Origin of the sequence: Rhodococcus sp. IEGM 27 (assembly GCF_033142305.1) — a bacterium.
GTDB classification, from domain to species: domain Bacteria; phylum Actinomycetota; class Actinomycetes; order Mycobacteriales; family Mycobacteriaceae; genus Rhodococcus_F; species Rhodococcus_F oxybenzonivorans.
Map to the genome: position 1 here is coordinate 551,451 of NZ_JAWLSG010000002.1, position 25,484 is coordinate 576,934.

Below are 25,484 nucleotides of genomic sequence, written 5' to 3' on the forward strand. Positions count from 1 at the left end.
GCCCGATCGAATCGATCGGGCGCGCATCTCGTGTGTGGTACCCGCGTTATGCGTGTCCGGTGGGCACCTCGGACGTGTGCGGCTCCCAGTAGTGGGTCTTCAACCGCCGCTTGAACAACTTGCCGGTGTCCTCACGCGGGACGTCCTCGAACACCACAACCTTGGGCACCTTGTACCGTGCGAGGCGACGGGCGACGTGCGCGCGGACGTCGTCGTCGGCGAGGGTCGCCCCTGGATCCGGTTCAACGTGCGCCGCCACGGCTTCACCGAAATCCAGATCGGGAATGCCGAACACTCTGATAGTCGGCCACTCCGTCGAGGCCGACTATCACCGATTCGATCTCGGCCGGATAGATGTTGACCCCGCCGGAGATGATCATGTCGTTCCGGCGTCCGCACTTCGACGATCGTGGTACCCGGCGGGAGAACCGCTTCGACCTTCGGGAGCAGGTCGGTGTGCACCAGCACCACCTTGGCCGCGCTGTCGCTGAGCACGTGACCGAGGTCGTCGGAGTTCCCGTGCCAGTTCGCAGGGACCGGAACCGCACTGATCGCGGCACCGGCGAGGGTGGCCTCGACGAAGCCGGTCTCATTGCGCATCACCAGTGCGTATCGGTCACCGTGCCCCGGACCGAGCGCGGACAACGCCGAGGCCAGGGGAGTGGCGCGCGCCCGTATCTCCGAGTGGGTACGGACGTCGTTGCCGCAACGTATGACTGCTTCCGGTCGTCGTCATCGAATTCCTTCCGTGTTGCGCACGATGCAGAGGGCGTCGACCGCGACGAGACCGTCCTCGGTGACGAGGAGCGGATTGACATCGAGTGATTCGATCCAGCCGTGGCACGCGGCGGCCAGGTGCCCGAAGCCGACGAGAAGATCGGCGAGCTGCGCGAGGTGCCAGGGATCGGATCCGCGGTAACCGTGCATGAGGCGCAGTTCTCGGAACTCGTCGATGAGAGCCACGGCGTCGGTGTGGGTCAACGGTGCCGGACGACCACCGACTCGTTCGAGTACCTCGACGAGGATGCCACCGATGCCCAGGACCACCATCGGCCCGAGCTCGCTGCGGCCTTCGATGCCGACCAGCAGTTCACCTCGCGCGGCCGTCATCGGCTGGATGGCCACGGTCTCGGGGAGTCCGTGTTGCTGCGCGATCGCGCGCATGTCGGCCACGGCGCGTTCGAGATCGTCCCGGCCGACGTTCAGCGCGACGGCTCCGAGCTCCGTCCGGTGGGGCACATCGGCGAGTTTCACCGCGTACGGTCCCGCGAAACCGGGCTCGACCTGCTCACCAGTGTCGACCGTGCAATGCGGCGCCGTGGGTATGCCGAACCGGTCGAGCAGCGCCATCGCCGGGGTGAACGGCAGAAAACTCCGGCCGTCACCGGCGTCGGGGAGCGGTCCGGTCGGGCGCCCGACGGGCGTAATCACGTCGGCCGGCGGACGTGGCGTCTCACGGTCGCGGACGAAGGTTCCCATAGTGTGCAGTCCGCGCAGGGTTCCGCGGAGTCCGTAACCGAGGGCGACACTCCCGTCGGTGCCGATGACTTCCTGTGCATAGGCGCCGACCGGCCCGGCGCCGGCCGCGATCGCGACCGGCTTACCGAACCGGCGTGCGGCTGTGGCGACGTCGTCGATGAGGCGGCGGTAAATGGGGGAGTCGTCGCCCTCGCCCCACATGTTGACGAACACGACGGCGTCGAGTTCGGGTGATCCGACGTACCGGTCGACGATGTCCGCCCAGAACGTCGCGCCGAAGCCGGTGGTGTCGAGGGGATTGGGGACGGTGATGCCCGGGATGGTCGAGCGCACCCAGTCAGCAAGGTCGTCGAGCGGCGGGAGGACCAGACCTTCCGCTTCGGCGAGGTCGTAGGCCAGGGACGCGAAGCCTCCGGTCCCGGCAACGACACCCAGGCGTTCGACCTTGTTCCACTTGGCGGGGTCGAGTTGGCCGACGAGCGACAGCCGGTCCACCAGTTCCTCGAGATCGTGGGCGAGTTGGATGCCTGCGTGACGGAACGCCACGTCGTAGGCCCAGGCGTTCCCGGCAAGAGCTCCCGTGTGCGAGGCCGCCATCTGCTGGGTCCGGCTGTTGCGTGCGAGTTTGAGCGCCACGATCGGCTTTCCTGCCGCGATGCATCGGCGGGCCGCGCGCAGGAACTCCTCGGGCCGGCGGATGCCCTCCACAATCAGTCCCACTGCGGCGGTCTCCGGATCGGAGGCCAGGAAGTCCACGTAGTCGGCCATGTCGGTGGTGACTTCGTTTCCGGCTGAGATCAATCGTGAGATACCCGTGCCGGTGCGGGCGCGGGCGGCGATGGCGATGCCGCCGATCATCGCGCCGCTGTGGGAGACGATCGACACCCCACCCGCCGGTGGCCGGTAGTCCGCCGAAGCGGTCAGGTTGAGACTGCGGGGAACACTGATGTAGCCCAGGCTGTTCGGCCCGATCACGGCCATTCCGTCGCGTTGCGCCGCGGCGGCGAGTCGACGCTGGAGATCCTCCCCATCCGCGCCTACTTCGGAGAAGCCGGCGGCGTAGATGACGAGCCCTCCGCAGTCGAGTGTCGCGCATTCCTCGGCCAGGGACACCGTCCGCTCTGCAGACATCACGGACAGGACCGCATCGATCGGCACCGGAACATCCGAGATGGAGCGATACGTCGGTACCCCGAGAACGGTCGCGGCCGTGGGATGGACGAAGAACACCGTTGCATCGCTGTCGAGGGTCGGGCGGATGAAGGACGCAACCGGGGACTTGTCACTCAATCCGACGACCGCGATGGTCGACGGGTTCAGCACGCGTTCGAGAGAGGGTGAGGGGCGAACGTCGGACTCCTGTGTGCGGCAGGAACCGTCGTCCGAGATGAGGGTCATGGTTGTGGACCTCCGGGCGAGAGTGGGGACGTCTGGACGAGTGCCCGGCCGTTGTGTCCGCGTCCGGGGATGTGTCGCGACGGAGCAGAACTCGGGCCGGGGGAAAGGACCGGGACCGCGGGTGCGGGTACCGGCGGTGACTTTGCGGCACAGGCTGGTGTGATCCGGGCCGTGCCGCTATCTGCTGAAATCTATCCTGTGAACCTCCGTTATGGCCAGATCATTGTGCATTCGGAAAAAAGTCCTGGGAAATGCCTTCCACAGTTAGTGATAACTATGTAACATTGCTCACAACCCCATCGCGAGGCGATGTCGGGATTCGAACTCGATTTTCGGAGGACCCATGGCCAGGACCGAAGCTCTCGTGCGCGCAGAGAAGATGTGGGTGGAAAGTTTCCCTGACCCGGCGACGGCGACGGTGGACGATCTGCGCGACGCATACGACCGGCTGTTTCTGCAGTTCCCCCTCCCCGAGGGCACCGAACCGGTCGAGGGTGAGGTCGGCGGCGTCCCCGTCCTGTTCGTCACGGCTGAGGGAGCGGCGCAGGACAAGGTCCTCGTCTGGTTCCATGGTGGCGGGTACATCATGGGCAGCGCGCGGGGCTTCCAGGAACTCGGACACAACCTCTCACGCGCCAGCGGCGTGACCGTCGTCCTGCCCGACTACCGGCGTGCACCCGAGAACCCGTTCCCCGATGCCGTCAACGACGGCATCGCCGTGATCTCCGCACTCGTCTCGCAGTATGGTGCGGGCAATGTCGCGGCCGGTGGCGACTCGGCCGGCGGCGGACTCGGACTCGCCGCTCTCGTTGCGGTGCGCGACAAGAATGAATCGCTTCCCGCCGCCGCGGTATTCATCTCAGCCCTCCTCGACCTCACGGCTAGCGGCGACAGCATCGACGAATTCGACGGCAAAGACGTCGCGGTCTCCCGCGGGTCGATCGGCAACGTCGGCGACGCCTACCTGCAGGGCCACGATCCGAAGGATCCGCTGGCATCTCCGCTCTTCGCCGACCTGCACGACGTGCCACCGACACTCTTCCTGGTCGGTTCCGGCGAGGTGCTCCTCGACGACTCCCGCCGAGCGGCCGCCGCGATCGTGGAGAAGGGGGGAGCGGCGAGCGTCTCGACGTACGACGACATGGTCCATGTGTGGCCGCTGTTCTCGTCGATCCTGCCGGAGGGCATTCAGGCCGCGGATGAAGCTGGAGCCTTCATCCGCAAGCACCTCGGACTCTGACGTCCTGACGAGCCGAAAGACACGCGGGTGCCGCACCGGCGGTGCGCCACCCGCGTTCCAATCCTCCATCCGGCATCACCACGTACGAAAGGCATCCGACATGCCCCAGAAACTCGACGAACTGGCGGCGCGGTTCTGCGACGCGATGGCCGCGGTATGTACCCCCGTCGCCGTCGTGACCGCGATGGACGGTGAACGTCCCCACGGCACGACCGTCAGTGCCTTCGCGTCGCTGTCGATGTCGCCACCGTCGGTACTGGTCTCCCTGGATCGGGGATCAGATCTGCTGGCACTGGCCCTCGAATCGGGACGCTTCGGGATGAACGTCCTCGGCAGCGGGCAGTCAAAGCTCGCCGCGCAGTTCGCGCGCAAGGGCCCGGACAAGTTCCAGGACGTGCCGTGGCGAGTCGACGCGGGCTTGCCACGCATCGCCGATGTCCCCCACTGGATCGCCGCGGACGTGATGGAAACCCTCGAGGTGGCCGATCACACGGTCTTGTTCGGCCGCGTGATGGACATCGCGAGCGAAACGATTCCGCCCCTGACCTACCACGGCAGGGTCTTCGGCACCCACGCGGCAATCGCACCGATGCACACGACCGCCGGCGGGACACACCGATGACAAACACAGAATCGCGGCACACCACAGTCGATGCCGACGCCGCGCTCGCGCGTGCCCGCAACTCCTTCGCCGCGGTGTTCGGCAACGGCAGGCTCCCGCTCGACCAACTCCGGCGCAACCTCGACACGATGATGCTCGAGTCCACACTCGCCGAGGATGTTTCGGTCGAAGACATCGTTGTCGGCGGAGTCCAGGCCTTGCGCGTCGCGGCCGGACTCACGATCGACGACAACGTCCTCGTGTGGTTCCACGGCGGTGGTTACGTCATGGGCAGTCCACACGGCTACCGCCACGCCGCTGCAACCCTGTCACGGGCACTGGGGTCCGTGGTCGTCCTACCTGACTACAGGCTCGCCCCGGAACATCCGTTCCCCGCGGCGCTCGAGGACGCCGCCGCCGTGGTCGACGCCCTCGTCGCCGAGTACGGACCCGAGCACACGGCCGTCGGCGGTGATTCCGCCGGCGGTGGTCTGACGGTGTCCGTCCTGGTCGACGCCCGCAACCGCGGCGCCACATTGCCCGCGGTCGCCGCGGTGGTGTCTCCGCTCGCCGATTTCACGGCATCCGGAGAAAGCGTCGCCACCAACCGGGACACCGACCCAGTCATCACGGAACGCTCGCTCGGCATGCTCGCCGCCACATACCTCCGCGGGCACGGCCATGACCATCCCCTTGCCTCTCCGGTCTTCGCCGACCTGACCGGACTGCCTCCGATCCTGCTGCTGGCCAGCGACAGCGAGATCTTGCTCGACGACGCGGTGCGAATCCACGATGCGGTGCAAGCAGGTGGTGGCACGAGCACGCTGTCCGTCTACCCGGACACCTGCCATGCGTGGACGCTCTTCACCGACTTTCTCCCTCGAGCACGCGACGGCGTCGCCGAGATCGCTGACTTCTTCCGGAAGGTTCTTCCATGACTGTGAGTATCGTCGACGACAAATCGGTGCGGCACATCCTGATCGATCGTCCCGAACGCATGAACGCCGTCGACAAGGAGACCCTGCACAGGCTGTCCGACGCCGTAGAGAGCGCCGGTGAGGATCCCATGGTGCGCGTGATCGTGTTGTCGGGGACCGGCCGGGCTTTCTGTGCCGGCGGTGATCTCGATGTCGACGATCCGCTGTCGGTCGAGAACACGGCTGATACCTCCGATGCCGCGTCCCGGTGCATCGCCGCGATTACGCGAGCACCGCGTCCGGTCGTCGCCGCGGTTCGGGGACCGGCCGTGGGGGTGGGGGTTTCGCTCGCGCTCGCCGCCGATCTCACCGCCATCCGCTCCGATGCCTACTTCTCGATGCCGTTCACCTCCATCGGTTTGATGCCCGACGGTGGCGCCACCGCGCTGGTCGCGGCGTCGGCCGGTCGGGCGATCTCGATGCGGATGTCGCTGCTCGGCGAGCGCTTGAGCGCGTCCAACGCCGAGCGCGCCGGTCTGGTGGCCGCGGCGTACGAGCCGGAGGTGTTCGAGTCGGAACTCGAGAAGTTGACAGCACGACTGAGCGGAATCTCGTTCGACTCACTCATCGAAACGAAACGCGCGATCAACGACGCGAGCCTGAGCGAACTCGACAACGCCTTCGCCCGTGAGCGCGACGGACAGATTCGGCTGACGACCACAGACAGCTTCCGTGATGCGGTCGCCGTCTTCGCGGCTAAGCGAAGCAGGGCTGGAACCGAAGTGCGAACAAGGAGCGGAAATGTCGATCGCTGAGATTCGTTACATGCCCCGGTTCGATCCGCGGAGCACCGTGCACGCTCGTGTCGATCGGACGGCGGACGATATCGCCGTCGGAAAGACGATCGTCCTCTTCGATCCCGCGTGCGGAGAAGCGAGTCTTGTTGTCGCTGCCGAGTGCGCGACCACCGAATCTGTGGCGTTCATGATTCGGCACACCTCCGGATTCGTGAAAGTAGCGGTACCGGAGGAGGATTGCGTGCGACTGCAGTTGCCCCAGATGTGGCAGCTTGTCCAATCGGCGGAAAGTTCCATCCCGTCGGTGACCGTGGATGCTGTGGAAGGTATCGGTACCGGAATTTCCGCAGCCGACCGGGCTCACACGATCAGGACCATCGCAGATCCGCGCACTGATCCATCTGCGCTGTCCAGGCCGGGGCATGTGGCACCGCTCATCGCACGAGGCGCGGGGTCGGGGATGGCCGAATCGGTGGTGCGGTTAATGCGGTCCGCCGGCGTCCGCCCGATGGGCGCCCTCTGTGAACTGGTCTCCCCGGTTGATGCGACGAGGATGGCGAACGAGGAGGAGAGCCTCGGCTTCGCGAGCGATCACGCGTTGACCTTTCTCTCGGTGTTCGACGTGGCGATGTGCATGCCTGTAGTGCCGAAGTTCGAGCCGATGGTCCGGTTGCCTTAGCTTTGAGGAGTTCTCGTGTCTTTCGTTGTCACACAGCCATGCTGCAACGACGCCACCTGTGTCGCGGTGTGTCCTGTCAACTGCATCCGCCCTACCCCGGACGATCCGGCGTTTCGCACCACCGAGATGCTGTACATCGATCCGCAGACCTGCATCGACTGCGGCGCATGCATGGAAGCGTGCCCTGTCGAGGCGATATACCCCGAAGACGAGCTCCCGGACGACCAGGCGCGGTACCGAGACATCAACGCTGAGTATTTCCGTTACCACCCGCTCGACTCCGCACTCCCCTCGCCGGACCGGCAGCATCCGGTGAAGGTGTCGAAGCCGGACGTGCCTTTGCGCGTGGCCGTAGTGGGCTCCGGTCCGGCCGGCGTATATGCGGCGGCAGAGTTGATGGGGAGAATGCCGAGTGGCAGCGTCGAAATCGAGATGTTCGACCGCCTCCCGACGCCATGGGGTCTGGTGCGTGCTGGTGTCGCTCCCGACCACCTCGCGACGAAAACGATCACCGAGGTGTTCCGCAAGATCGCAGCGAAACCCGGGTTTCGATTCCACCTCAACGTCGAGATCGGCCGACACCTCACCCACCATGAACTGCTCGATCACCACCATGCCGTCGTCTATGCCGTCGGCGCACTCGACGACCGCAAACTCGACATTCCCGGAACCGAGCTTCCGGGTAGTGCAGCAGCCCCCGAGTTCGTGGCGTGGTACAACGGCCACCCGGACTACGCACACCGGACATTCGACCTCGGTTGTGAGCGTGCGGTGATCGTTGGAAACGGGAATGTCGCACTCGATGTTGCCCGGCTGCTCGTGACGGACCCGGACGATCTCGTTCGGACCGACATGGCAGAGCATGCAGTGGACGCGCTGCGCAAGAGCAATATTCGAGAGGTCGTCGTGCTTGGCAGGAGGGGCTCAGGTCACGCCGCCTACACGACCCCCGAGCTACTCGCGCTCGGCCGGATACGGAACGTGGACGTAGTGGTCGACCGGACCGAACTCGATCTCGGTGAGACGACCGAATCGACACACTCCTTCTCGATGGATCTCAAGACCAGTGTTGCACGAGAATTTGCGAATTCCGCCCCGAATCCAGCGCACAAGCGCATCGTCCTGCGTTACCTGGCTTCACCGACCCGAATCCTTGGTGACGAACGAGTCGAAGGCGTGGAGATCGTCCGTAACGAGTTGGTGAGAAGCGACCACGGTACCTTCGAAGCCCGAGCGACCGACGACCGAGAGATCCTCGAAGCTGGGCTCGTTTTGCGGTCGATCGGCTTCCGCGGCAGGGCTGTGCCGGCCGTTCCTTTCGACAACCGATTGGGAATAATCCCCAACGTCGACGGTAGGGTCGTCGATCCGGATACCAACAGCCCGGTTTCGGGGGTCTACACCACAGGTTGGGTCAAGCGTGGACCCTCAGGGGTGATCGGCACGAACAAGCACTGCGCCCACGACACCGTGACAGCGTTGATCGACGACGTAGTCGCGGGACGGCTGCCGCAGCCGAAACTCGCCGGCGACCGAGAAGCTCTCACGGCGCTGGTCCGGGAGCGCCAACCCGAGGTCGTCGACCGGAAAGGCTGGCTGGCGATCGACGCGGAGGAACGGTCGCGGGGACGTGAACAGGGTCGCCCGCGTGTGAAGTTCACCGATATCAACGACATGCTCGATGCCGCACGCACGGCGACACAACCGGCGGTATAAGGAGCGCCCACAGGTAGCTCGACCAACCATCCGATCGTAGGTCCGCCGCCGACAGTGCGGCATTGTTTGCCGAGATCGGACCGGCCCACCGCTCTCCCGACCTTCCGGTTGAGCGGTTCTGTGTCGACGGCGATTCCGGCGACTCGAACAGCTCGGCTGGCATGTAAATCCGACCCACGTTCCGCAGGTGTTCGGCCCCTGGCAGACGATCTGGACCTGGCATCGGCGGCTTGCCGGTGACGGTACCTGGGATCGGGTGCTCGAACGGCTTCTGACCGCGGCCGACGCCTCCGGAATGATCGACTGGGCAGTATCGGTGGACTCGACCATCGCCCGCGCCCATCAGCTCGTCGACGGTCACGGATTACCGCTGGTGGTGCTGGTGGCACCGGGACAGCCGGGCGATTCACCAGCATTTCCTTATCTGCTCGCACACCTGCAGGTACCGCGTGCCGGCGGTAGGCGCCGCGCCCCCGCACCCGCCCGGATCGAGTCCGGGGCGAGAAAGGCGTACTCCTGCCGAGCCCACCGCGACCTACTGCGCCGCCTCGGGATCGGGGCGGTGATCGCGGAACCGGACGATCAGGCCGGCCATCGGCGCCGGCGGGGTTCACGTGGCGGCCGCCCACCAGCATTCGATCGTGATGACTACCGGGGTCGCAACGTCGTCGAACGCCGGTTATGCCATCTAAAGCAATGGCGAGGACTGGCCACGCGCTACGACAAACTCGCCATCGTCTACCGAGCCGCAGTGGTCCTCAACGCCGTCATCGCCTGGACCCAACATTTGTCGGACATGCCCTAGGTCCCACCGAAGTCGGCGAGGGCGATCCTGACACCCAGGCGAAGGCGCTGAACGCCCCTTCTGACGGCGGTAGACCCGGATCGGGACCTGGTCGACGAACCGAACCCGCTCGCCCCGGGATGGCCCGTCTGGGACCTGGAAACCGCCCTGTGGGCGCTGCCGGAGATCGGCCAGAAGAAGGCAACCAAGCTGATCGCCTGCACACGGCCCTGGCTGTACCCGATTTTGGACTCGGTCGTCAGCCAGGTCCTCGGTACCGCCCGCGACATCTGAATCCGGTCCGGGAGGCGCTGCGGCTGTAGCTGGAGATCCCCGTGCGTGACGGTCAGACGACTTGGTATCCCAATTCCACTGCCGCGCTGTCGATACGGCGTGCGAGTCCAACGTGGGACAGTGGCAGTGAGAGCGCTGGGTTGGTGGGGAAGGCGTCCGCGGCGTGTTGCGATCCACCATGATCGGGACGCGGGGCCAGGCACGACCGGCACGGAGCATCAGCGGGTGTGGAGACGCTGCCGTGGCCTCTGTACCTGATGCGGGAGGGTGATCCCGCTGTTCGTCGCACCCGCGCTCACAGTCCAGCCCCGCGCGAGGGCCTCGGACACCGTCAGAGACGCGCATTCGCGCGGCCTGGCCCGGCGACGGCCGAGTCGCCGAGGTTCGCTCGCCACTGCCCGACCGCGGCGCCACCCATGGTCGGACCGCGGTGGTGGCGTTTGGCGAGGTGGCGCCGTCGTCATGGTCGGCTCCCTGCTGCTGGCCGCGGCCGCGAATGCGGCGCCGGGTTGGGGATGGTGAGGGAGGTCCCGGACGCGACGCGGATGTCCTTGCCGGCGGTCCCCGTATCCGTTCCGACCGCCGGCCCTCCGACCCATGCTCGTCACATCAGAGGTTTGTCTTGGTCGGTGGGCATTGGCCGCATCGGGTGCCGTTCGGGCGTGCGGCGCGGTGCGAGGGTGGGGGTCGAGACCGGTGTGATTTGGTGGCTGGAGAGTTTGGATCCGTTCGTGGCGCGCGCCGAGCAGAAGCGGGACCGCCTGCGCCCCGGTCTGCCTCGGGTTCCGGGGCGGTAGAGGCCGTGACTGGGGGCCGGCGATGCCGACGGCTGGACCTTCTCACGAGACCCTCTACCGCAAGATCTCCCCCCATTGAGAGGCCGGTCGGTGTAGTCAGGAATTAGATTGCGCTCGAGTCGAATTCGATGCTTTCAACGTATGCGATCGCGGGCACGGATAGTCGATGTCCGACCTCATCGACTCGTCGAGGTCGACGTTCACCCGGGGTATGTCCTCTTGATCATCTCGACGGTTTTACGGTGGCTGCCGGTCAGGCCGTTGAGATTGTCGAGGCCGGCTCGGACGTTCTGTGTGTCCGTCGGCACGAGAGCACCGGTGCGCACCCAGACGTCGGACGGTGGGATAAGGCAGTTGGTGGTTGCGATCGGCACTTTGTGGCTGAGGAGGAACTCCACCACGTAGTGCAGGGTGAGGGAATGACGGGGACAGGCGGCTAAGAGATGGCGTGTAGAACGGTGCCTGCTCGCCGCGGGTGAGTCGGAGCATCCCGACGAGATGTTCGTTCTGTAGGTGAAGGGCCCGGCGGTGTCCCCGTAGTGTCCTGCCCCGAACCAACTGTAGCGTTATACTTTTCGATTTACGTGACAGTGCCCGTCGAGCACTTGCTGTCCAAACTAGGCTTCCACTCCCGGACGCAGACCGCGGCCTGGGTAGTGGAGCGAAAGGGCAAAGAATCGTTCTGACTGTGCGAGGTCTCGGGGTTTGATTGGAGCCACAGCTTCCGGCCATGTTCCCGAGTCAGCCCCGACGACCAGCGCCGTTCTCCGTCGACTGGTGCGGTGTACGTCTCGACATCTAGCCGAAGGCGGCTTGGCGCTTCTCGAGAAAGGCTGCGATTCCCTCCGTGAAATCGGCGGAGGAGAGCAGTTCGAGCTGTCTTTTCCGTTCACGCGCGAAGGCGCTGCCGAGTTGTGTGAGGGTCGCGTCGTTGACGGCGTTCTTCGTCCAGCAGTACGCCTGAGAGGGGCCGCTCGCCATACCGAGTGCGAGAGTATCGACACTATCGACGAATTCGGCGTCGGGGTACACGTCGGCGATCAACCCGGCCGCAAGGGCCTCGGGGCGGGAAGGCGTTCGGCGAGCAGAGCCATCTTCAGTGCACGCGCGCGACCGATCGACGCGGCGACGAGGGCAGTGGCACCGCCGTCGGGCATGAGGCCAACCTTGGTGAACGCGAGGAGCAAGTAGCTGGACTCGGTGGCGACGGTGAGGTCGCACGCGAGCGCGAGCGACACACCCACTCCCGCGGCAGGGCCGTTGACCGCGCCGACGACGGGACGTGGAAACGCACGGACCAATCGGCGCTCGAGTGTCTATATCTCGCGACCCGGGCACTGGACCCGACAGGGAAGGGCAGAGCACGATGGGCAGTGAGATGGAAGCCGGCACTGAACGCATTCGCGATCACGTTCGAGGGCCGGCTCACCCCGAGTGAGAACTAAACCGATGTGCCAGATCCAGCTCCACCGAATAACTGATAGTCCCTATCCCGACCACATCGGTTCGCCGACGGATCTCCTTATTGAGGCGCTCCTGTTGCTCCAGATCTGTTTCCAAATCTGCTTCGGGAATGCGGTGAACGCCAACAGGTCAGACCGTGCGGCATCGAGGTGCTCGGCTACCCTCGGTAACTTCTCCGACAGAGCGTCGATGATCCGATCATATTGTGCGTGAACGGAATCGGCGTCGGTTGGTCGTAGACCGAGTGCAACAGGGTCTTCACCCAGGGCCAGGATGACTTCGGGGTCTGGGACATCAGATTCGTCGAGTAGTGAGTTCGGCATCGCTGCCAGGCCGCCCCGGGCAGGGTGGCACCGATCGCCGACACGAGGCCGGCGTGGGCGTCGGAGGTCACCAACCGCACCCCGGACAGGCCGCGGGCCACCAGCGACCGGAAGAACGCCAGCCAGCCGGCACCATCCTCGGACGAGGTCACATCCACGCCCAGGATCTCCCGGTAGCCATCGGCGTTCACCCCGACCGCGACCAGGGTGTGCACATTCACCACCCGACCGTTCTCCCGGACCTCGAGCACCAGGGCGTCGGCGGCGACGAACGTGTACGGGCAGGCATCCAACGGGCGGCTGCGGAACGCCTCGACCTGGGTGTCGAGGTCCTTCGCCATCACCGACACCTGGGATTTCGACTGTGAGGTGATGCCGAGCGAGTCGACCAGTTTTTCCATCCGGCGGGTCGAGACTCCGAGCAGGTAGCAGGTGGCCACAGTATCGGCTTCCGGCGACGGCGGCCTCGACGACGCAGTCTGTCGGAAACCCGAATCGAGTGGTCAGCCGATTGAGTCGTCTTCGGCAACGCCGGCAGTGGGCAGGTCTATTCGCAAGGGTGTGCTGCCTTCTTCGCAGAGGACGGTGACAAACGCCGGAAACACTATTCGCCAGGAACCGGCGACGAGTGAAAGAGCGCTCGCGCTGAAGTCGGCCCATTGATTCGGCAACAAGGTCACCGGCTCGTCGTGTAGCCACTGTGGTGTCGGAATGCGGCGGTTCTGCTCCTCCGCTGGGTCTATGACGAAGCGCACGTCCGTGACCGTGCTGCCCCCGACATTCCGAAGCCGGAACCGGTCGACCGCTCCCCGGATGCGTTGGACGTGGAAGTCGACGTTCTGCGGGCGTGGGCTTTCCTGCTGCACGGCGGTCCGCCCTATTTCGGCAACTTGCTCCAATGCCGCGTCCCGCTCGGCTTCGGCGTCGAGCCTTGCCTGCTCGGCAAGATATGCCCTCCGCCACGCTGCGGCAACGGCGGCGCCGGACAGCACCCCGGTCGCCACGCTCAACCACGATGCGGCTCTCATGTGCGGAAACATACCTGAACCCGCAAGCCCCCTTCCGGCAGCCTGACGTCCACCTGATGCCGGATCTCACTGCCCGTCTCTTGGACGAGTGACCGCATTTGAACGACGTAGTGACGTCCTCGGTGGAACCGTGCCGGTGAACGGCGCTCGATGCTGGCAGGATCATGCATGAGATCGGGACTTCGCTGTGAGGTCCCGGCTCGCAGTTGCTGCAGGGAGACGAAGCATGGCACAGGGCGTTGTGAAGTGGTTCAACGGTGAAAAGGGCTTCGGATTCATCACGCCGGACGATGGCGGAGCTGATCTTTTCGTCCACTTCTCCGAGATTCAGGGCAGCGGCTACAAGTCGCTCGACGAGAACCAGCGTGTGGAGTTCGAGGTCGGCCAGGGGCAGAAGGGTCCGCAAGCCCAGAGCGTGCGGGGAGTCTGACAAACCTTCACGGGGCCGCATACACACGGATGTGGCCCCGTCCTGGGCGTGTATCTCCCAGGTCTTCACAAGATTCTCCAGTAGTGAGCTTGGTATGACCCATCGCGCCGCCCCGGAAGGACTGACGAGGGTGGCTGGTCGGTGACCGCCCCTGGGCCCGTCCGGGATGCCGAGTGCGTCCTCGCCGTGGCCGATCGCGGCAGATCCCTGACGATGTCGAGCAGGCGCGGGCCGTCGTGCACGACGTCGCCGAACTGCGGTCCGGCAGGCAGACGATTGCGGTTCTCAAACCCCTTGTTGCCGATCTGCTTCCGCGCCTCGTCAGTCAGTTTCATCGACAGTTCCCGCGGGTGCTCCTTGTTCACAGTTCGGCGGATGTCTCTGACCGCGTGGGCTGTGCGGTGCATTGATCAGTTCGGCACAGCTGGACGGAGCGAGACGGCAGCCCGATCGGAATAACGGCACGTGTGCAGAGGGCAGCCATGTTCCTTTCGCGCCGCCGGGGGAGTGGCGCACCTCTCATGCGGTTCCACGCAGTGATCCCGGTCGCTTGATTTTAAAGATTATGCATAATAGATTCACGCGACAGGTTGGCCACTGAGAGAGGACTTGACGCGTGGCGAAGAAACGCGAAATATCCGTTGGGCGGAAATCCCCGCAAAGGGTGAAGAAGGTCGGCGCGGCAGTCATCATCGGAACGTCGCTGGAGTGGTTCGACTTCTACCTCTACGCTTCGATGGCGGCGCTCGTCTTCGGGAAGGTATTTTTCCCGTCGGCGAATTCGTCGGCCAGCACCCTCGCGGCGTTTTCCACGTTCGCGGTCGGATTCCTGGCCCGGCCCTTCGGTGGCATCCTCTTCGGAATCCTCGGTGACCGCATCGGGCGCAAGGCGGTGCTGTCGATCAGCCTGCTGATCATGGGAATCGCGTCCGGGCTAATCGGGCTCGTGCCCTCGTATGCCGCGATCGGCGTGGCGGCACCGGCGCTGCTGATCATTCTGCGGATCCTGCAGGGCTTCGGCGCGAGTGCCGAGCTTGGCAGTGCGATCACGGTGGCCTACGAGCATGCCGACGAGAAGACCAGGGGCCGGTACGGCGCGTACCCGGTGATGGGCGCACAGATCGGCCTGCTCGCGGCGTCACTCGCTGTCGCCGCGGTCACCAGCCTCGACGACGAAGCGCTCTACACGTGGGGATGGCGCGTGCCGTTCATCGCGAGCTTCGCGATCGTAATCGTGGGCTATTGGATTCGCCGCGCGATGCCCGAGTCGGAGGAATTCGAGAAGGTGGCGACCGAGGCGCGGCAACGTAAGGGCTTCCAGGTTCTGCGTGACCTGGTGCGTGGTAACTGGCAGGGCCTTCTCGTGGTGGCGGCCGTGTACGGCGGGTACTCCGCGCTCTCGTACACCTTCAAGACGTTCTCGCTGTCCTACCTCACGGAGTTTCAGGGTGTGGCGAAGAATGTCGGCGCCCTCGGGGTGACGTTCGCGAGCATCGCGGCGATCATCGCGTGTCCGCTGATCGGGCGCCTGTCCGACCGTGTGGACACCCGCAAGGTCATGATCGGCGGCGCGATCGGGGTCGCACTGATGGCCTTCCCCGCCTTCTGGCTGTTCGACACCGGCCGCTCCCCGCTCATCTGGGGTGTCATGGTCGTGACCACTGGTGTCCTGGCGCCGATGATCATGGTGGCGGCGAGCCCGTACATGGCACGGCAGTTCCCTACCGAGGTGCGCGCCTCGGGCATCGGCACCGGCCGGGAGGTCAGCGGCGCCGCTGCGGGCGGCTTGGCCCCAATCCTTGCGCTGACGATGGTGACCATGTCGTCCAGCCACTCGACGTGGGGCGTATCGCTGCTGATCATCGGGTGCGCGGTGCTGGTAATCGGTGGCGGGCTGTTCGACCAATCCCGTCGGACGAGGCGTGACGCGAACGCACCGTCGGAGGCCTCCGAGGTCACAGTGCTGGAGCGACAGCGCCATTAGCCCCGGCGCCGGTCGTGACGTGGCTCACCAGGATGCCTAGCATGGTGTAGGTCAGCGAGTTCATGGGAGTGCAGTATGCGCAACACGTCGATCCGGCAAGATGCCGTGGCGCTGCACGATGCGATCGCCGACATCACCCACGACGTGAGTGTGCTGCTGGACCGCGACCTCAGCGGTCCGCAGCCGGTCGGCGCACAGTCCCACAGTCAGGCGCTGGGCTGGCTGTGGGACCTCGTGACCGCCCAGATGACGCGTGCGATCGGCCAACACGACCCGTCGTCCGATGTTCTGACGTCCCTGATGGCGATTCTCGGTCGCATACGCGAGGCGGAGGCCGCGGTGGCGCGGTTGGGGCTGGCCGATCACGCGGAGATACTGGCCAAGGTTCAGTCCGCGTTGGCACGGGTCGGCGACGCGCAGACCGTCGACGCGCTGTTGGCCCGCGCTCCCGAGGCGGTATGCAGCCTCGGCTTCGATCGTGCGCTGCTGTCGACGGTAGACGGGTCGTGGCGGCTGCATTCGATGCACGTCGTCCGCGACCCGCGCTGGGCGGAGGAGATCGTGGCTGTGGGCAGGGAGAACCCGCCGGTTCTCGACCGCATGCTCGTCGAGAACGACACCGTGGTCGGCGCTCGCGCGACGCTCGTCCACGAGGTGCAGGACAACCCACGCGTCAACCGCCCGCTCGCCGAGATCACCAGGTCCTCGTCGTACGGCATCGCGCCGCTGATGGTCGACGGTGACGTCGTCGGCCTGGTGCACGGCGACTGCTATCACCAGCAACGCAATCTCACCAGTGTCGATCAAGCGCTGTTGTCGACGTTCGCCGAAGCGATGAGCCAAAACCTGGCGAGAGTCAGTGTGCTCGAGGGGCTTTCGGTGGTGCGTACCCAGTTGGACGGACTCGGACGCTGGACCAAGGCGGCCGGCCCCGGGGTAGCGAAGTCCGTCGCGCTCGGGCGCGACGACGACTCCGTCCTCACCCGCCGTGAGGTGCAGATCGTGCGACTCATGGCGGATGGCGATTCCAACGGCAAGATCGCCCGCAGGCTGGTCATCTCCGAGGGAACCGTCAAGACCCACATCACCCGCATCCTGCGCAAACTTGGCGCAGTCAACCGGGCCGAGGCCGTGTCGATCTGGCTGCGCAATTCCGACGACACGCGCACTACGACGCAAGGCTGACGCCGGCCGAAGGTCGTACGAATCTACGACCCCGGACAGATGTTCCCGCGCCCTCCGTGCGGAAGAGTGACCTGCAACACAAGCGCATGGCGCAGATGCACTGCGCATGTCACTGCAGAACACACCACGGAGGCCGAAATATGACGCAGAGTGACAGGGTGGCCGACTGGGTAGTCGGCATCGACGTCGGCGGCACTTTTACCGACATTATCGGGCTCAACCGCAGAACGGGAGAAACCCGCGACGGCAAGGTGCTCTCCACGCTCCAACAGGAGGAAGGCGTCCTGCAGAGTATCGCGGCGATAGGCGTCGAGATCCCGGATGTCGCCGAAATTGTGCATGGCCATACGGTGGGCATCAACGCCTTGCTCAGTCGCACCGGCGAGCGCACCGGTCTGATCGCGACACGCGGTCACCGCGATCTGCTCGACATCGGTCGCATGCACCGCGAATTCGGTGACCGCTTCTACGATCCCACTTGGCTTCGGCCGCACCAGGAACGGCCCATCGTGCAGCGTGAATCGCGCTTCGGCGTTCCCGAGCGCCTGCGGTACGACGGGTCCGAGTTGTTGCCGTTGGACGAGAATGCCGTTCGCGACGCTGCACGTTCCCTCGCGAGCCAGGGCGCGAAGTCGGTGGCCGTGTGTTTGATGAACTCTTACATCAACCCCGCCCACGAGCAGCGGGCGGCCGAGATCGTCGCAGAAGAGTTGCCGGACGCTTACATTCAAACTTCGGCGCTGTACCCGGTAACCAAGGAGCACGAGCGCACCACGACCGTCGCCCTCGACGCGTACGTGGGCCCGGCCGTCGTCGGCTACCTCGACCGTCTGATGAGCCAGCTGTCCGAGCGCAATTACGCTGGGACGCTGTGGATCATGATGATGAACGGCGGGGTCGCGACGTTCGCCGACGCGGGGCGTGCCCCGGTGTTCCAGCTGGTCTCCGGCCCGGTCGGTGGCGTGAGCGGCAGCGTCAAGCTTGCGAATGAGAGCAGTTCGCCGAACCTGCTCACCATCGACGTCGGTGGCACGAGCACGGACGTGGCAGCGATTGTGCACGGCAAGACGCCGCTCACCGATCTGTGGACGCTGGAAACCGGTCTCACCCTGACCATGCCGTTGGTCGACGTGGAGAGCGTCGGCTCGGGTGCCGGTAGCCTGATCCGGCCCAGCACGCTCGGCAATGTGGCGGTCGGTCCGGCTTCGGCCGGATCCAATCCCGGTCCGGTGTGTTACCGGCGCGGTGGCGTCGAGCCCACGCTCACCGATGCGTGCGCGGCTCTCGGGGTCCTCCAGCCGGACCTGTTCGCCAACGGCTCCATTCGGCTCGACGTCGACGCGTCGCTCGAAGCCCTCCGAAAGACCGGGGAACGGTTCGGCATGTCGGCCCTCGAGCTCGCGTCGGCGGCCTACGAGGTCGCGTGTGAGGACATCGCCGCGAAGGTCCGCACGATCTCGGTCTACCGGGGACTCGACGTCCGCGAGTTCGCCCTGCAGCCCTCAGGATCGGCCGGCCCGATGCTCGCCGACCGCGTTGGGCAGATCCTGGGCCTGGACAAGGTGATCGTGCCTCGCAACCCCGGCCAGTTCTCGGCCATGGGGCTGCTCCGCAGCGACCTGATGGTCACCCGGGCGCAGTCGATCATGAGCCCGCTCGCACCGTCGAGCGCCGAATCGATCGAGGCCGCCTTCGCCGCATTGCAGGACCGCATCCGCGGTGAACTCGACAGCCAGGGCGCCGACGTGGATCGAATCCGCTTCGAGCGGGCCGTTTTCGCGATGTATCGCGGCCAGACGTGGGACAACCGCATGCCCATCCACTCCGGCGCTCTCACTGCCGAGGGTGTGACCGAACTCGTGCCACAGTTCCACGACTTCTATCGGGAGTCATACGGTTTCGCGGCCACCGAGATTCCCGTCGTGATCTCGACGGTGGAGGTGACGGCGATCATCCCGCGCGAGCAGCACAAGACCGACCTCACCCCCGAAGACGGCGAGGCATTCCTCCGCACGACGGAGCTCACCTTGCCGGGCACGACCGAGCAGGTCGAGGTGTCCATCTACGTTCGGGAGCGCCTCCAACCCTTCGAGCGGGTGCAGGGCCCCGCCCTCGTCGCCGAGAAGTTCGCGACAACCCTCGTCCTTTCCGGCCGGACGGCCTACGTGGACGGCGACCTGAATCTCATCATCGAGCCCCAGAGCTGAGGAGCAGACCATGACGATCACCACCCCTGACGCCGGCCCCGCGGTCGACGTCGAACTCGACATCCTCCGCTACGGCCTCACCGAGGTCGCCCGGGAGATGCTCGACTCGCTGATGCGCAGCGCCTTCTCCCCGGTCTGTCGCGACATCCTGGACTGCACCAGCGCCATTCACATGCGCACCGACGACGGCTGGGAAACCGTCGCGCTGTGGGAGGGCTGCATGCAGCACGCCTTCACCGCCCCGCACATTGCGAACTTCGTGATGGACGAGTGGGACATCGACAGCATGCAGCCCGGTGACGTAATCTTCGTCAACGACCCGTGGCGCGGCACCATCCACCAGTCCGACGTCAACCTGCTCCGGCCCGTCTTCGTCGATGGCCGTGTGGAGTTCCTGCTGCACTCGACGTCCCACCTCGTCGATCTCGGTGGTGCGATCCCGGGCGGCTTCTCCAACGGCACCCAGACGCACTTCGAGGAGCAGCTGAAGCTGCCGCCGACGTTGCTGTACGCGAACGACGTTCCGGTTCGTCCGCTGTTCAACTTCATCCTGGAGAACAACCGGGTGCCGCAGCTCGTGCTCGGGGACCTGCGGGCCCTGCACGGCTGCCTGGTGGTCGGCGAGCGCCAGCTGCAGGATCTGATCGCCCGCGGGGGCCTGGAGAAGGTGCGTGCGGCCGGCCGCTTCGCCATCGAGGCCACCGAGGCCAGCATGCGGCGAGGTATCGCGAGTATTCCGGACGGCGACTACACCGCCGAGGACTTCCTCGACGAGGACGGCGTCACCGACGAGCCGATTCCGGTCAACGTGACCGTGAAGGTGCGCGGAGATTCCATGGAGATCGACTTCTCCGGTTCGGGTCGTCAGCCCCTCGGTAACTGTGGCACCGCCTGGTGCGAGGCCTCACGCTGCATTGAGGCGGTCAAGCTGATGGTCGACCCGTCGACACCGGTCAACAGTGGCACGCTACGCCCGATCGAGACTCTGCTGCCGTCCGGCAGCGTGGTGCAGGTTCTGCCTCCGTCGAGTTGCTCCAACCACGCCGATATCGGCGCCCGGGGGATCAATGTCGTCACGCAGGCCCTGAGCCAGGCGATGGACGAGGCATTCGCCTGTGACACAGGCACTGCCGTCGTCGTCAGCCTCGGCGGTATCGATACCCGCCCGGGCCACGAAGGCACGCCATGGGGTGCCTTCGCGCTCGCCGGTGGCGGCTGGGGCGGCACGTGGAAGGACGACGGTGTCTCCTTCTGCGTGATTCCGATCGGCAACTGCCGGACGTCGGTGCAGGAACATGTCGAGATCGAGAGTCCCCTGGTCATCGTCCAACACGAGATGGTGATCGACACCGCCGGGGCCGGAGAATTCCGCGGCGGTCTCGGCTCGGTCTACTCGATCTTCGCCGAGTCCGACACAATGGTCACCATCACCGCCGACCGGGTCCGCTGCGGCGCTCCCGGCTCGAACGGAGGTGGCGCCGGCTCGCCGGCCTACGGCTGGTACATCGAGAACTTCGACCTTGCCGAACACGGTGATCCACTCGACCTGCGTGGAGCCGAGCCGCTGTTCGGCATGTTCGACGATCAGGGTCGGCCGGACCCGAACAACGGTGAGTTTGGGCGGGGTGCGCGCTACCAGACCGGCAAGTTCTCCGGACTCGTCCTGAAAGCCGGCGATGCGCTCCGCTTCGTCATCGGCGGTGGCGGCGGCTGGGGTGACCCCCTGACCCGCATTCCCGGGAAGGTGCTGCAGGACGTCCGTAGCGGACTTGTCAGCCCCGAGTTCGCGGCCGACGCCCACGGTGTCGTGATCGCGAACGGTGACGTCGACGAGGCCGCCACATCGGCACGACGAGCGCAGCTGGCCGCCGACCGCGACCAGGGGCGCTGGAGCGTACCGGTGGCCACCCCCCGCAACTGGAATCTCTGAGAAAGGCATCCCCATGGCAGTCGACCGGCTCCTGTTTCCCCGTCCCGAGACCGACCGGGTCTACGTCGAACGCACCACCGTCGACGGCGAATGTCCGTCGTGCGGCGCAACGAGTCTCGCTCGCTATCCCGTCGCCAATCACCTAGGGCCCCGCATGGTCGTGAAGTGCCAAGAGTGCTTTCACCATGTGTCGGTGACCCGTCCCGAGCCCGAGGACAACTGGCCAGCATGGCGTTCGCCGGCCCGCGACTGGCCGGCATCACGCGTCGGATAGGTACCAACGCATCTACTCGGAAGAAGGACGGAAAATGTCAGGACTACTCGACGGGAAAGTAGTACTCGTTACCGGTGCGGCGGGAGGCATCGGGCGCGCGGCGTCCCTGTTGGCCGCGAAGGAAGGCGCCCGGGTCGCGGCGACCGATGTGTCCGAGGAGGGCGTCGCGGCGACGGCAGACCTCGTGCGCGCGGCGGGTGGTGAGGCGATCGCGCTTCCCGCCGACCTCACGGTCGGATCGTCGGTGAATGCGATGGTCGCCGCGGCCGTCGACTACTACGGCAGCCTGGACGGCGCGTTCAACAATGCGGGAGTGAGCGGCGGGCAGATCGGTCAAGGTGGTCGATCCGTCGCGGATTGGGACGAGGAGGCATTCGACCGGGCCGTCGCAGTGAACCTCAAGGGCGTGTGGCTCTGTATGCGCGCTGAGTTGAAGCAGATGGTGACGCAGGGTGGCGGCGTCATCGTGAATACCGCATCGCTCGCAGGTCTCACCGGATTCAAAACCACAGCCGGGTATGCGGCGGCCAAACACGGCGTCGTCGGCCTGACCAAGACTGCGGCAATCGAATACGCGCCGACCATCCGGATCAACGCGGTGTGCCCGGGTTATACCGACACCGATTTGATGAAGGATGCCAAGCGCCGCAGCGGATCCACCATCATGTCCCGGATTCCGTTCGGCGCGCTCGCTCAACCCGACGATATCGCCGAGATGGCGTGCTGGCTCCTCTCTGATCGCGCCGGCTATGCGACCGGCGGCTCGTTCGTCGTCGATGGCGGATATATGGCGGGATAACGCCGCTATCATCCTAAGAACATAATATATTGAGTACGGTGGCCTGGACCGGCCGTGAGCCGGGAAGTGCGCCGTACACGATCGAGAGGTAGAGGTTCATTGTCATGACCGCACCGATTACCGAGGCCGAGTGCCACATCGACGGGCGCCCGATCGCGGGTGAGGGGGAGGCGATTCGGTCGATCAACCCGACGACCGGTCGGGAACTGGCCGTCACACCGGCGGCGAGCCCCGCGCAGGTCGCCGCAGCGGTGTCCGCTGCCAGGCGGGCGTTCGATGACGGCGAGTGGAGTCGCCTCGGGCCGGGTGAGCGTGGTGCCCTGCTACACCGGCTGGCGGATCTGCTCGAGCGGGACCGAGAGAAGATCATCGCCCTCGCCGCCACCGAGATCGGCACACCGATCAGCAGCGCCGCCGCCCTGCACGTCGATCTGCCCGTCAGGTTTTTCCGATGGTTCGCTGACGCGGCGGCACGGGGCCCCCGGGACGGATACGAGCAGCCCCTTCCGCTGCATCACGACCCGGTGGTCTCGAGCAGCATGCTGGTGCGGGACGCGGCCGGCGTGGTGGCCGCGGTCGTCGCCTACAACGTCCCGGTCATGATGTGTGCGTACAAGCTCGGCCCCGCCCTGGCGTCGGGCTGCTCGACCGTCCTGGTGACCTCGCCGAAGGCCGTGTTGCTGACGGCCGCGATCATGCGGCTGATCGAGGAGGCGGGATTCCCGCCGGGTGCGGTCAACCTGGTCTTCGGTCCGCCGAGTGTGACCGCGCAAGTGGTCAGTGCGCCCGAGGTCGACCTGGTGACGTTCACCGGTTCGGCCGCAGTCGGCAGCAGGATTCTCACCTTGGCTGCGCCGACGCTGAAGAAGGTCGTCCTCGAACTCGGCGGCAAATCACCCAACATCGTGCTGCCCGGCACCGACATCGAGAAGGCGGTACCCGCCTCCGCGCTGCGTTTCACCCGAAACAGCGGCCAAGCATGTGGGGCGACGACACGAACCCTGGTGCCTCAGGCCGAGTTCGACGAGTACGTCGAGAGGTCGGGCAAGTTTCTCGGTGGCCTCACGGTCGGCGACCCCCATCACCCCGACACCGTCCTGGGACCGCTGATCACGGGCGAGCATCGTAGAAATGTGGAGGGCTATCTGGCGCGCGCCCGGGAGGAGGGCGCCGAGGTTCCCGTCGGTGGGGGCCGCCCGCCCGGCCTCGATGACGGCTTCTTCCTCGAACCGACTCTGGTGACCGGTATCTCGAACGACGCGGAGATCGCGCAGGAGGAACTGTTCGCGCCCGTCGGGGTGGTGATGCCCTACACCGACCTGGACGAAGCGGTCCGCATGGCCAACGGTGTCAAGTATGCCCTCAATGCCAACGTGTGGGGCCCCACCCCCGACGCACTCGCGTTCGCTCGTCGTCTTCGGTCGGGCACCGTCACCATCAACGGCGGGGGCGGAATGCGCGGGGACGCCCCGTGGGGCGGACCCGGACACAGCGGCATCGGCCGCGAAGGTGGCGAAGAGGGATTCCGTGAGTTCTTCGAAGTCAAGCACATTCAGTGGCCTGTGTAACCGAACCAACGTCACGATCACCATCACAGCAACAAGAGGAAGAATCTGATGCCAACAATTGTCGAAGATCTCGCGGATTTCGCCGCCGGCGCCGAAGCACGGTCACTCCCGGGTGACGTGGTTGCCGAGTCCAAGCGGATTCTGCTGGACACCCTCGGCTGCGCGGTGGCGTCGCTCGGCGACGCGGGCGCGCGCCGGGGCATCGAGTACGGCCAGTTTCTCGGCGGGTCTGGTGGCCCGGCGTCGATTATCGGAACCGGTGTGAAGACGTCGGTACCCGGTGCGGCGTTCGCCAACGCCGAATTGGTCAACGCACTCGACCAGGACGCGGTCCTCCCGCCCGGTCACGTGACCCCCTACGTGGTGCCCGGCGCGTTGGCGACGGCAGAAGCTCTGCACTCCTCGGGCGAACGCCTGCTCACCGCGATCGCAGTGGCGCACGAGATGTCGTATCGCATCGGCAAGGCCACCGATTATCTACGCGACATCAAGGATGGTGTGGTCACCATCCCGAAGGTCATCGGCTACAGCAGCACGCTGTTCGGTGCGGCGGCCGCGATCGGCGTGGTCAAGGGGTTCGGCAACGACACGCTTGCCGATGCGCTCGGGATCATGGGCTCGACGATGCCGACCAACACCCAGCGGGCATGGATGATGCACGCGCCGTCGACGACGATCAAGTACCAGCTCGCCGGGGGGATGGCCCTGTCGGCGGTCACGGCCGCACAGCTGGCCGAACTCGGCCACACCGGTGACCGCCAGATGCTCGACGACCGCGAGTACGGCTTCCCCCGATTCATCGGGACCTCACGCTGGGAGCCGGCGCCGATCACCGCGGGTTTGGGGACGGAGTGGACCTTCACCCCGTTCCAGTCGTTCAAGCCGTATCCGCACTGCCGGGTGATGCACGCGCTGTTCGATGCCCTCACCGAGATCATCGAGGTCAACGACATCAAGCCCGACGAGATCGAGGCCATCAATGCCTGGGGTGAGAGCTTCGTGATGCAGCCGGTGTGGGTCAACGAGACCATCCGCAATCCGCGTGACGCGCAGTTCAGCATGACCCACGGCCTTGCCCTCGCCGCGCACCGGATTCCCCCCGGCAAGGACTGGCAGACCCCGGAAGCGGTCCTCGATCCGTCCGTCCTCGAGCTCACCACGAAGACGACGTTTCAGGAACACCCCGACTACACCGCGGCACTGGCGAGCAACCCGGCCGCACGCCGATCGCGCATCGAGGTCCACGCGCGCGGCACCCGGTTCACCGGCGAACGCGGCTACCCCAAGGGCAGTCCGTCCCCCGACCCGGTCACCTACATGACCGACGACGAACTGATCGCCAAATTCCGCCACAACATCGACGGAGTAGTGAGCGACGCGGTCGCGGACGCCGTCATCGAGGCCGTGTACGACCTCGAGAACGTCGACGACATCTCGACGATCCTGAACCGACTGCAACCCAACCCCACTGACTGATCGGATCGAAACACTGCGCTGCTCTTGCCGGAGAGTTCGACGGCAAGAGCAGCGCAGTGCTGTGTGGGCACTCGTTACAGTCCTTCCCGGGCTGCCTCTGCCAGCGGCTCCATT

The 25,484-nt window shown here is 65.7% G+C and carries 20 protein-coding genes and 4 pseudogenes; 17 read left to right on the forward strand and 7 right to left on the reverse strand.

The window, feature by feature from the left end; genetic code table 11:
- Positions 1-46 precede the first annotated feature (46 nt).
- The 3 genes and pseudogenes from R4P95_RS09025 to R4P95_RS09035 form a co-directional block, all read right to left on the reverse strand.
- A complete protein-coding gene (locus tag R4P95_RS09025; protein ID WP_317745059.1) occupies positions 47-295 on the reverse strand; it encodes an AMP-binding enzyme in 249 nt (82 codons plus the stop codon).
- Between the two features lie 167 nt (positions 296-462).
- Positions 463-645 (reverse strand): annotated as a pseudogene (locus tag R4P95_RS09030) (AMP-binding protein); the annotation flags it as partial.
- An 87-nt stretch (positions 646-732) separates the two neighbouring features.
- On the reverse strand, positions 733-2,877 hold the full coding sequence (locus R4P95_RS09035; RefSeq protein ID WP_317745058.1) for an acetate--CoA ligase family protein: 2,145 nt from the start codon (positions 2,875-2,877) through the stop codon (positions 733-735).
- A 343-nt stretch (positions 2,878-3,220) separates the two neighbouring features.
- Here R4P95_RS09035 and R4P95_RS09040 point away from each other — a divergent pair, with 343 nt between their 5' ends.
- The 8 genes from R4P95_RS09040 to R4P95_RS09075 all read left to right on the forward strand — a co-directional run bounded on the left by R4P95_RS09040 (position 3,221) and on the right by R4P95_RS09075 (position 9,905).
- The gene (locus tag R4P95_RS09040) at positions 3,221-4,117 is read left to right on the forward strand and encodes an alpha/beta hydrolase fold domain-containing protein (protein WP_213571874.1); all 897 of its coding nucleotides are present in this window, start codon (positions 3,221-3,223) and stop codon (positions 4,115-4,117) included.
- A gap of 100 nt (positions 4,118-4,217) precedes the next feature.
- The gene (locus R4P95_RS09045) at positions 4,218-4,739 is read left to right on the forward strand and encodes a flavin reductase family protein (RefSeq protein WP_213571875.1); all 522 of its coding nucleotides are present in this window, start codon (positions 4,218-4,220) and stop codon (positions 4,737-4,739) included.
- A complete protein-coding gene (locus R4P95_RS09050) occupies positions 4,736-5,656 on the forward strand; it encodes an alpha/beta hydrolase (protein WP_317745057.1) in 921 nt (306 codons plus the stop codon). Before R4P95_RS09045 ends, R4P95_RS09050 begins: the two co-directional genes overlap by 4 nt.
- Positions 5,653-6,450: an enoyl-CoA hydratase-related protein gene (locus R4P95_RS09055; RefSeq protein WP_317745056.1), complete on the forward strand. Its 798-nt coding sequence runs from the start codon at positions 5,653-5,655 to the stop codon at positions 6,448-6,450. Before R4P95_RS09050 ends, R4P95_RS09055 begins: the two co-directional genes overlap by 4 nt.
- The gene (locus tag R4P95_RS09060; RefSeq protein ID WP_317745055.1) at positions 6,437-7,111 is read left to right on the forward strand and encodes a 3,4-dihydroxy-2-butanone-4-phosphate synthase; all 675 of its coding nucleotides are present in this window, start codon (positions 6,437-6,439) and stop codon (positions 7,109-7,111) included. Before R4P95_RS09055 ends, R4P95_RS09060 begins: the two co-directional genes overlap by 14 nt.
- Before the next feature lie 15 nt (positions 7,112-7,126).
- Positions 7,127-8,827: an FAD-dependent oxidoreductase gene (locus tag R4P95_RS09065; protein ID WP_317745054.1), complete on the forward strand. Its 1,701-nt coding sequence runs from the start codon at positions 7,127-7,129 to the stop codon at positions 8,825-8,827.
- 187 nt (positions 8,828-9,014) lie between these two features.
- Positions 9,015-9,632: a transposase gene (locus R4P95_RS09070; RefSeq protein ID WP_317745053.1), complete on the forward strand. Its 618-nt coding sequence runs from the start codon at positions 9,015-9,017 to the stop codon at positions 9,630-9,632.
- An 87-nt stretch (positions 9,633-9,719) separates the two neighbouring features.
- Positions 9,720-9,905, forward strand: a complete 186-nt coding sequence (locus tag R4P95_RS09075) for a DUF6308 family protein (RefSeq protein WP_249354647.1) — start codon at positions 9,720-9,722, stop codon at positions 9,903-9,905.
- Positions 9,906-10,902: 997 nt separating this feature from the next.
- Here R4P95_RS09075 and R4P95_RS09085 read toward each other — a convergent pair.
- Together R4P95_RS09085 and R4P95_RS09090 are read right to left on the reverse strand one after the other, a co-directional pair.
- The gene (locus tag R4P95_RS09085; protein WP_213571881.1) at positions 10,903-11,103 is read right to left on the reverse strand and encodes a hypothetical protein; all 201 of its coding nucleotides are present in this window, start codon (positions 11,101-11,103) and stop codon (positions 10,903-10,905) included.
- A 397-nt stretch (positions 11,104-11,500) separates the two neighbouring features.
- Positions 11,501-12,000 (reverse strand): annotated as a pseudogene (locus tag R4P95_RS09090) (enoyl-CoA hydratase-related protein); the annotation flags it as partial.
- Between R4P95_RS09090 and R4P95_RS09095 the strand changes: the two are divergent.
- Positions 11,995-12,147: pseudogene (locus R4P95_RS09095) on the forward strand (IS256 family transposase); the annotation flags it as partial. The pseudogenes R4P95_RS09090 and R4P95_RS09095 sit on opposite strands and share 6 nt — an antisense overlap.
- Here R4P95_RS09095 and R4P95_RS09100 read toward each other — a convergent pair.
- Both R4P95_RS09100 and R4P95_RS09105 read right to left on the reverse strand, forming a co-directional pair.
- A pseudogene (locus tag R4P95_RS09100) lies at positions 12,128-12,929 on the reverse strand (IS256 family transposase); the annotation flags it as partial. The pseudogenes R4P95_RS09095 and R4P95_RS09100 overlap by 20 nt on opposite strands.
- Before the next feature lie 63 nt (positions 12,930-12,992).
- Positions 12,993-13,517: a hypothetical protein gene (locus R4P95_RS09105; protein ID WP_317745052.1), complete on the reverse strand. Its 525-nt coding sequence runs from the start codon at positions 13,515-13,517 to the stop codon at positions 12,993-12,995.
- A 226-nt stretch (positions 13,518-13,743) separates the two neighbouring features.
- Here R4P95_RS09105 and R4P95_RS09110 point away from each other — a divergent pair, with 226 nt between their 5' ends.
- From R4P95_RS09110 to R4P95_RS09145, 8 genes are all read left to right on the forward strand, one after another.
- Positions 13,744-13,947: a cold-shock protein gene (locus R4P95_RS09110; RefSeq protein WP_109330492.1), complete on the forward strand. Its 204-nt coding sequence runs from the start codon at positions 13,744-13,746 to the stop codon at positions 13,945-13,947.
- Positions 13,948-14,563: 616 nt separating this feature from the next.
- Positions 14,564-15,931, forward strand: coding sequence for an MFS transporter (locus R4P95_RS09115; protein ID WP_213571884.1), 1,368 nt, complete (start codon positions 14,564-14,566; stop codon positions 15,929-15,931).
- A 75-nt stretch (positions 15,932-16,006) separates the two neighbouring features.
- Positions 16,007-17,116: a LuxR C-terminal-related transcriptional regulator gene (locus R4P95_RS09120; RefSeq protein ID WP_317745051.1), complete on the forward strand. Its 1,110-nt coding sequence runs from the start codon at positions 16,007-16,009 to the stop codon at positions 17,114-17,116.
- Between the two features lie 140 nt (positions 17,117-17,256).
- The gene (locus tag R4P95_RS09125) at positions 17,257-19,323 is read left to right on the forward strand and encodes a hydantoinase/oxoprolinase family protein (RefSeq protein WP_317745050.1); all 2,067 of its coding nucleotides are present in this window, start codon (positions 17,257-17,259) and stop codon (positions 19,321-19,323) included.
- Between the two features lie 10 nt (positions 19,324-19,333).
- Positions 19,334-21,253, forward strand: a complete 1,920-nt coding sequence (locus R4P95_RS09130) for a hydantoinase B/oxoprolinase family protein (protein ID WP_317745049.1) — start codon at positions 19,334-19,336, stop codon at positions 21,251-21,253.
- 308 nt (positions 21,254-21,561) lie between these two features.
- On the forward strand, positions 21,562-22,326 hold the full coding sequence (locus R4P95_RS09135; RefSeq protein ID WP_213571888.1) for an SDR family NAD(P)-dependent oxidoreductase: 765 nt from the start codon (positions 21,562-21,564) through the stop codon (positions 22,324-22,326).
- A gap of 104 nt (positions 22,327-22,430) precedes the next feature.
- Positions 22,431-23,894 carry an aldehyde dehydrogenase family protein gene (locus R4P95_RS09140; RefSeq protein WP_317745047.1) on the forward strand — a complete coding sequence of 488 codons (1,464 nt, stop codon included), beginning with the start codon at positions 22,431-22,433 and terminating at the stop codon, positions 23,892-23,894.
- 48 nt (positions 23,895-23,942) lie between these two features.
- Entirely contained in the window at positions 23,943-25,370 is a 1,428-nt protein-coding gene (locus tag R4P95_RS09145; protein WP_213571890.1) for an MmgE/PrpD family protein, read from the forward strand.
- The last annotated feature ends 114 nt before the right edge of the window (positions 25,371-25,484 follow it).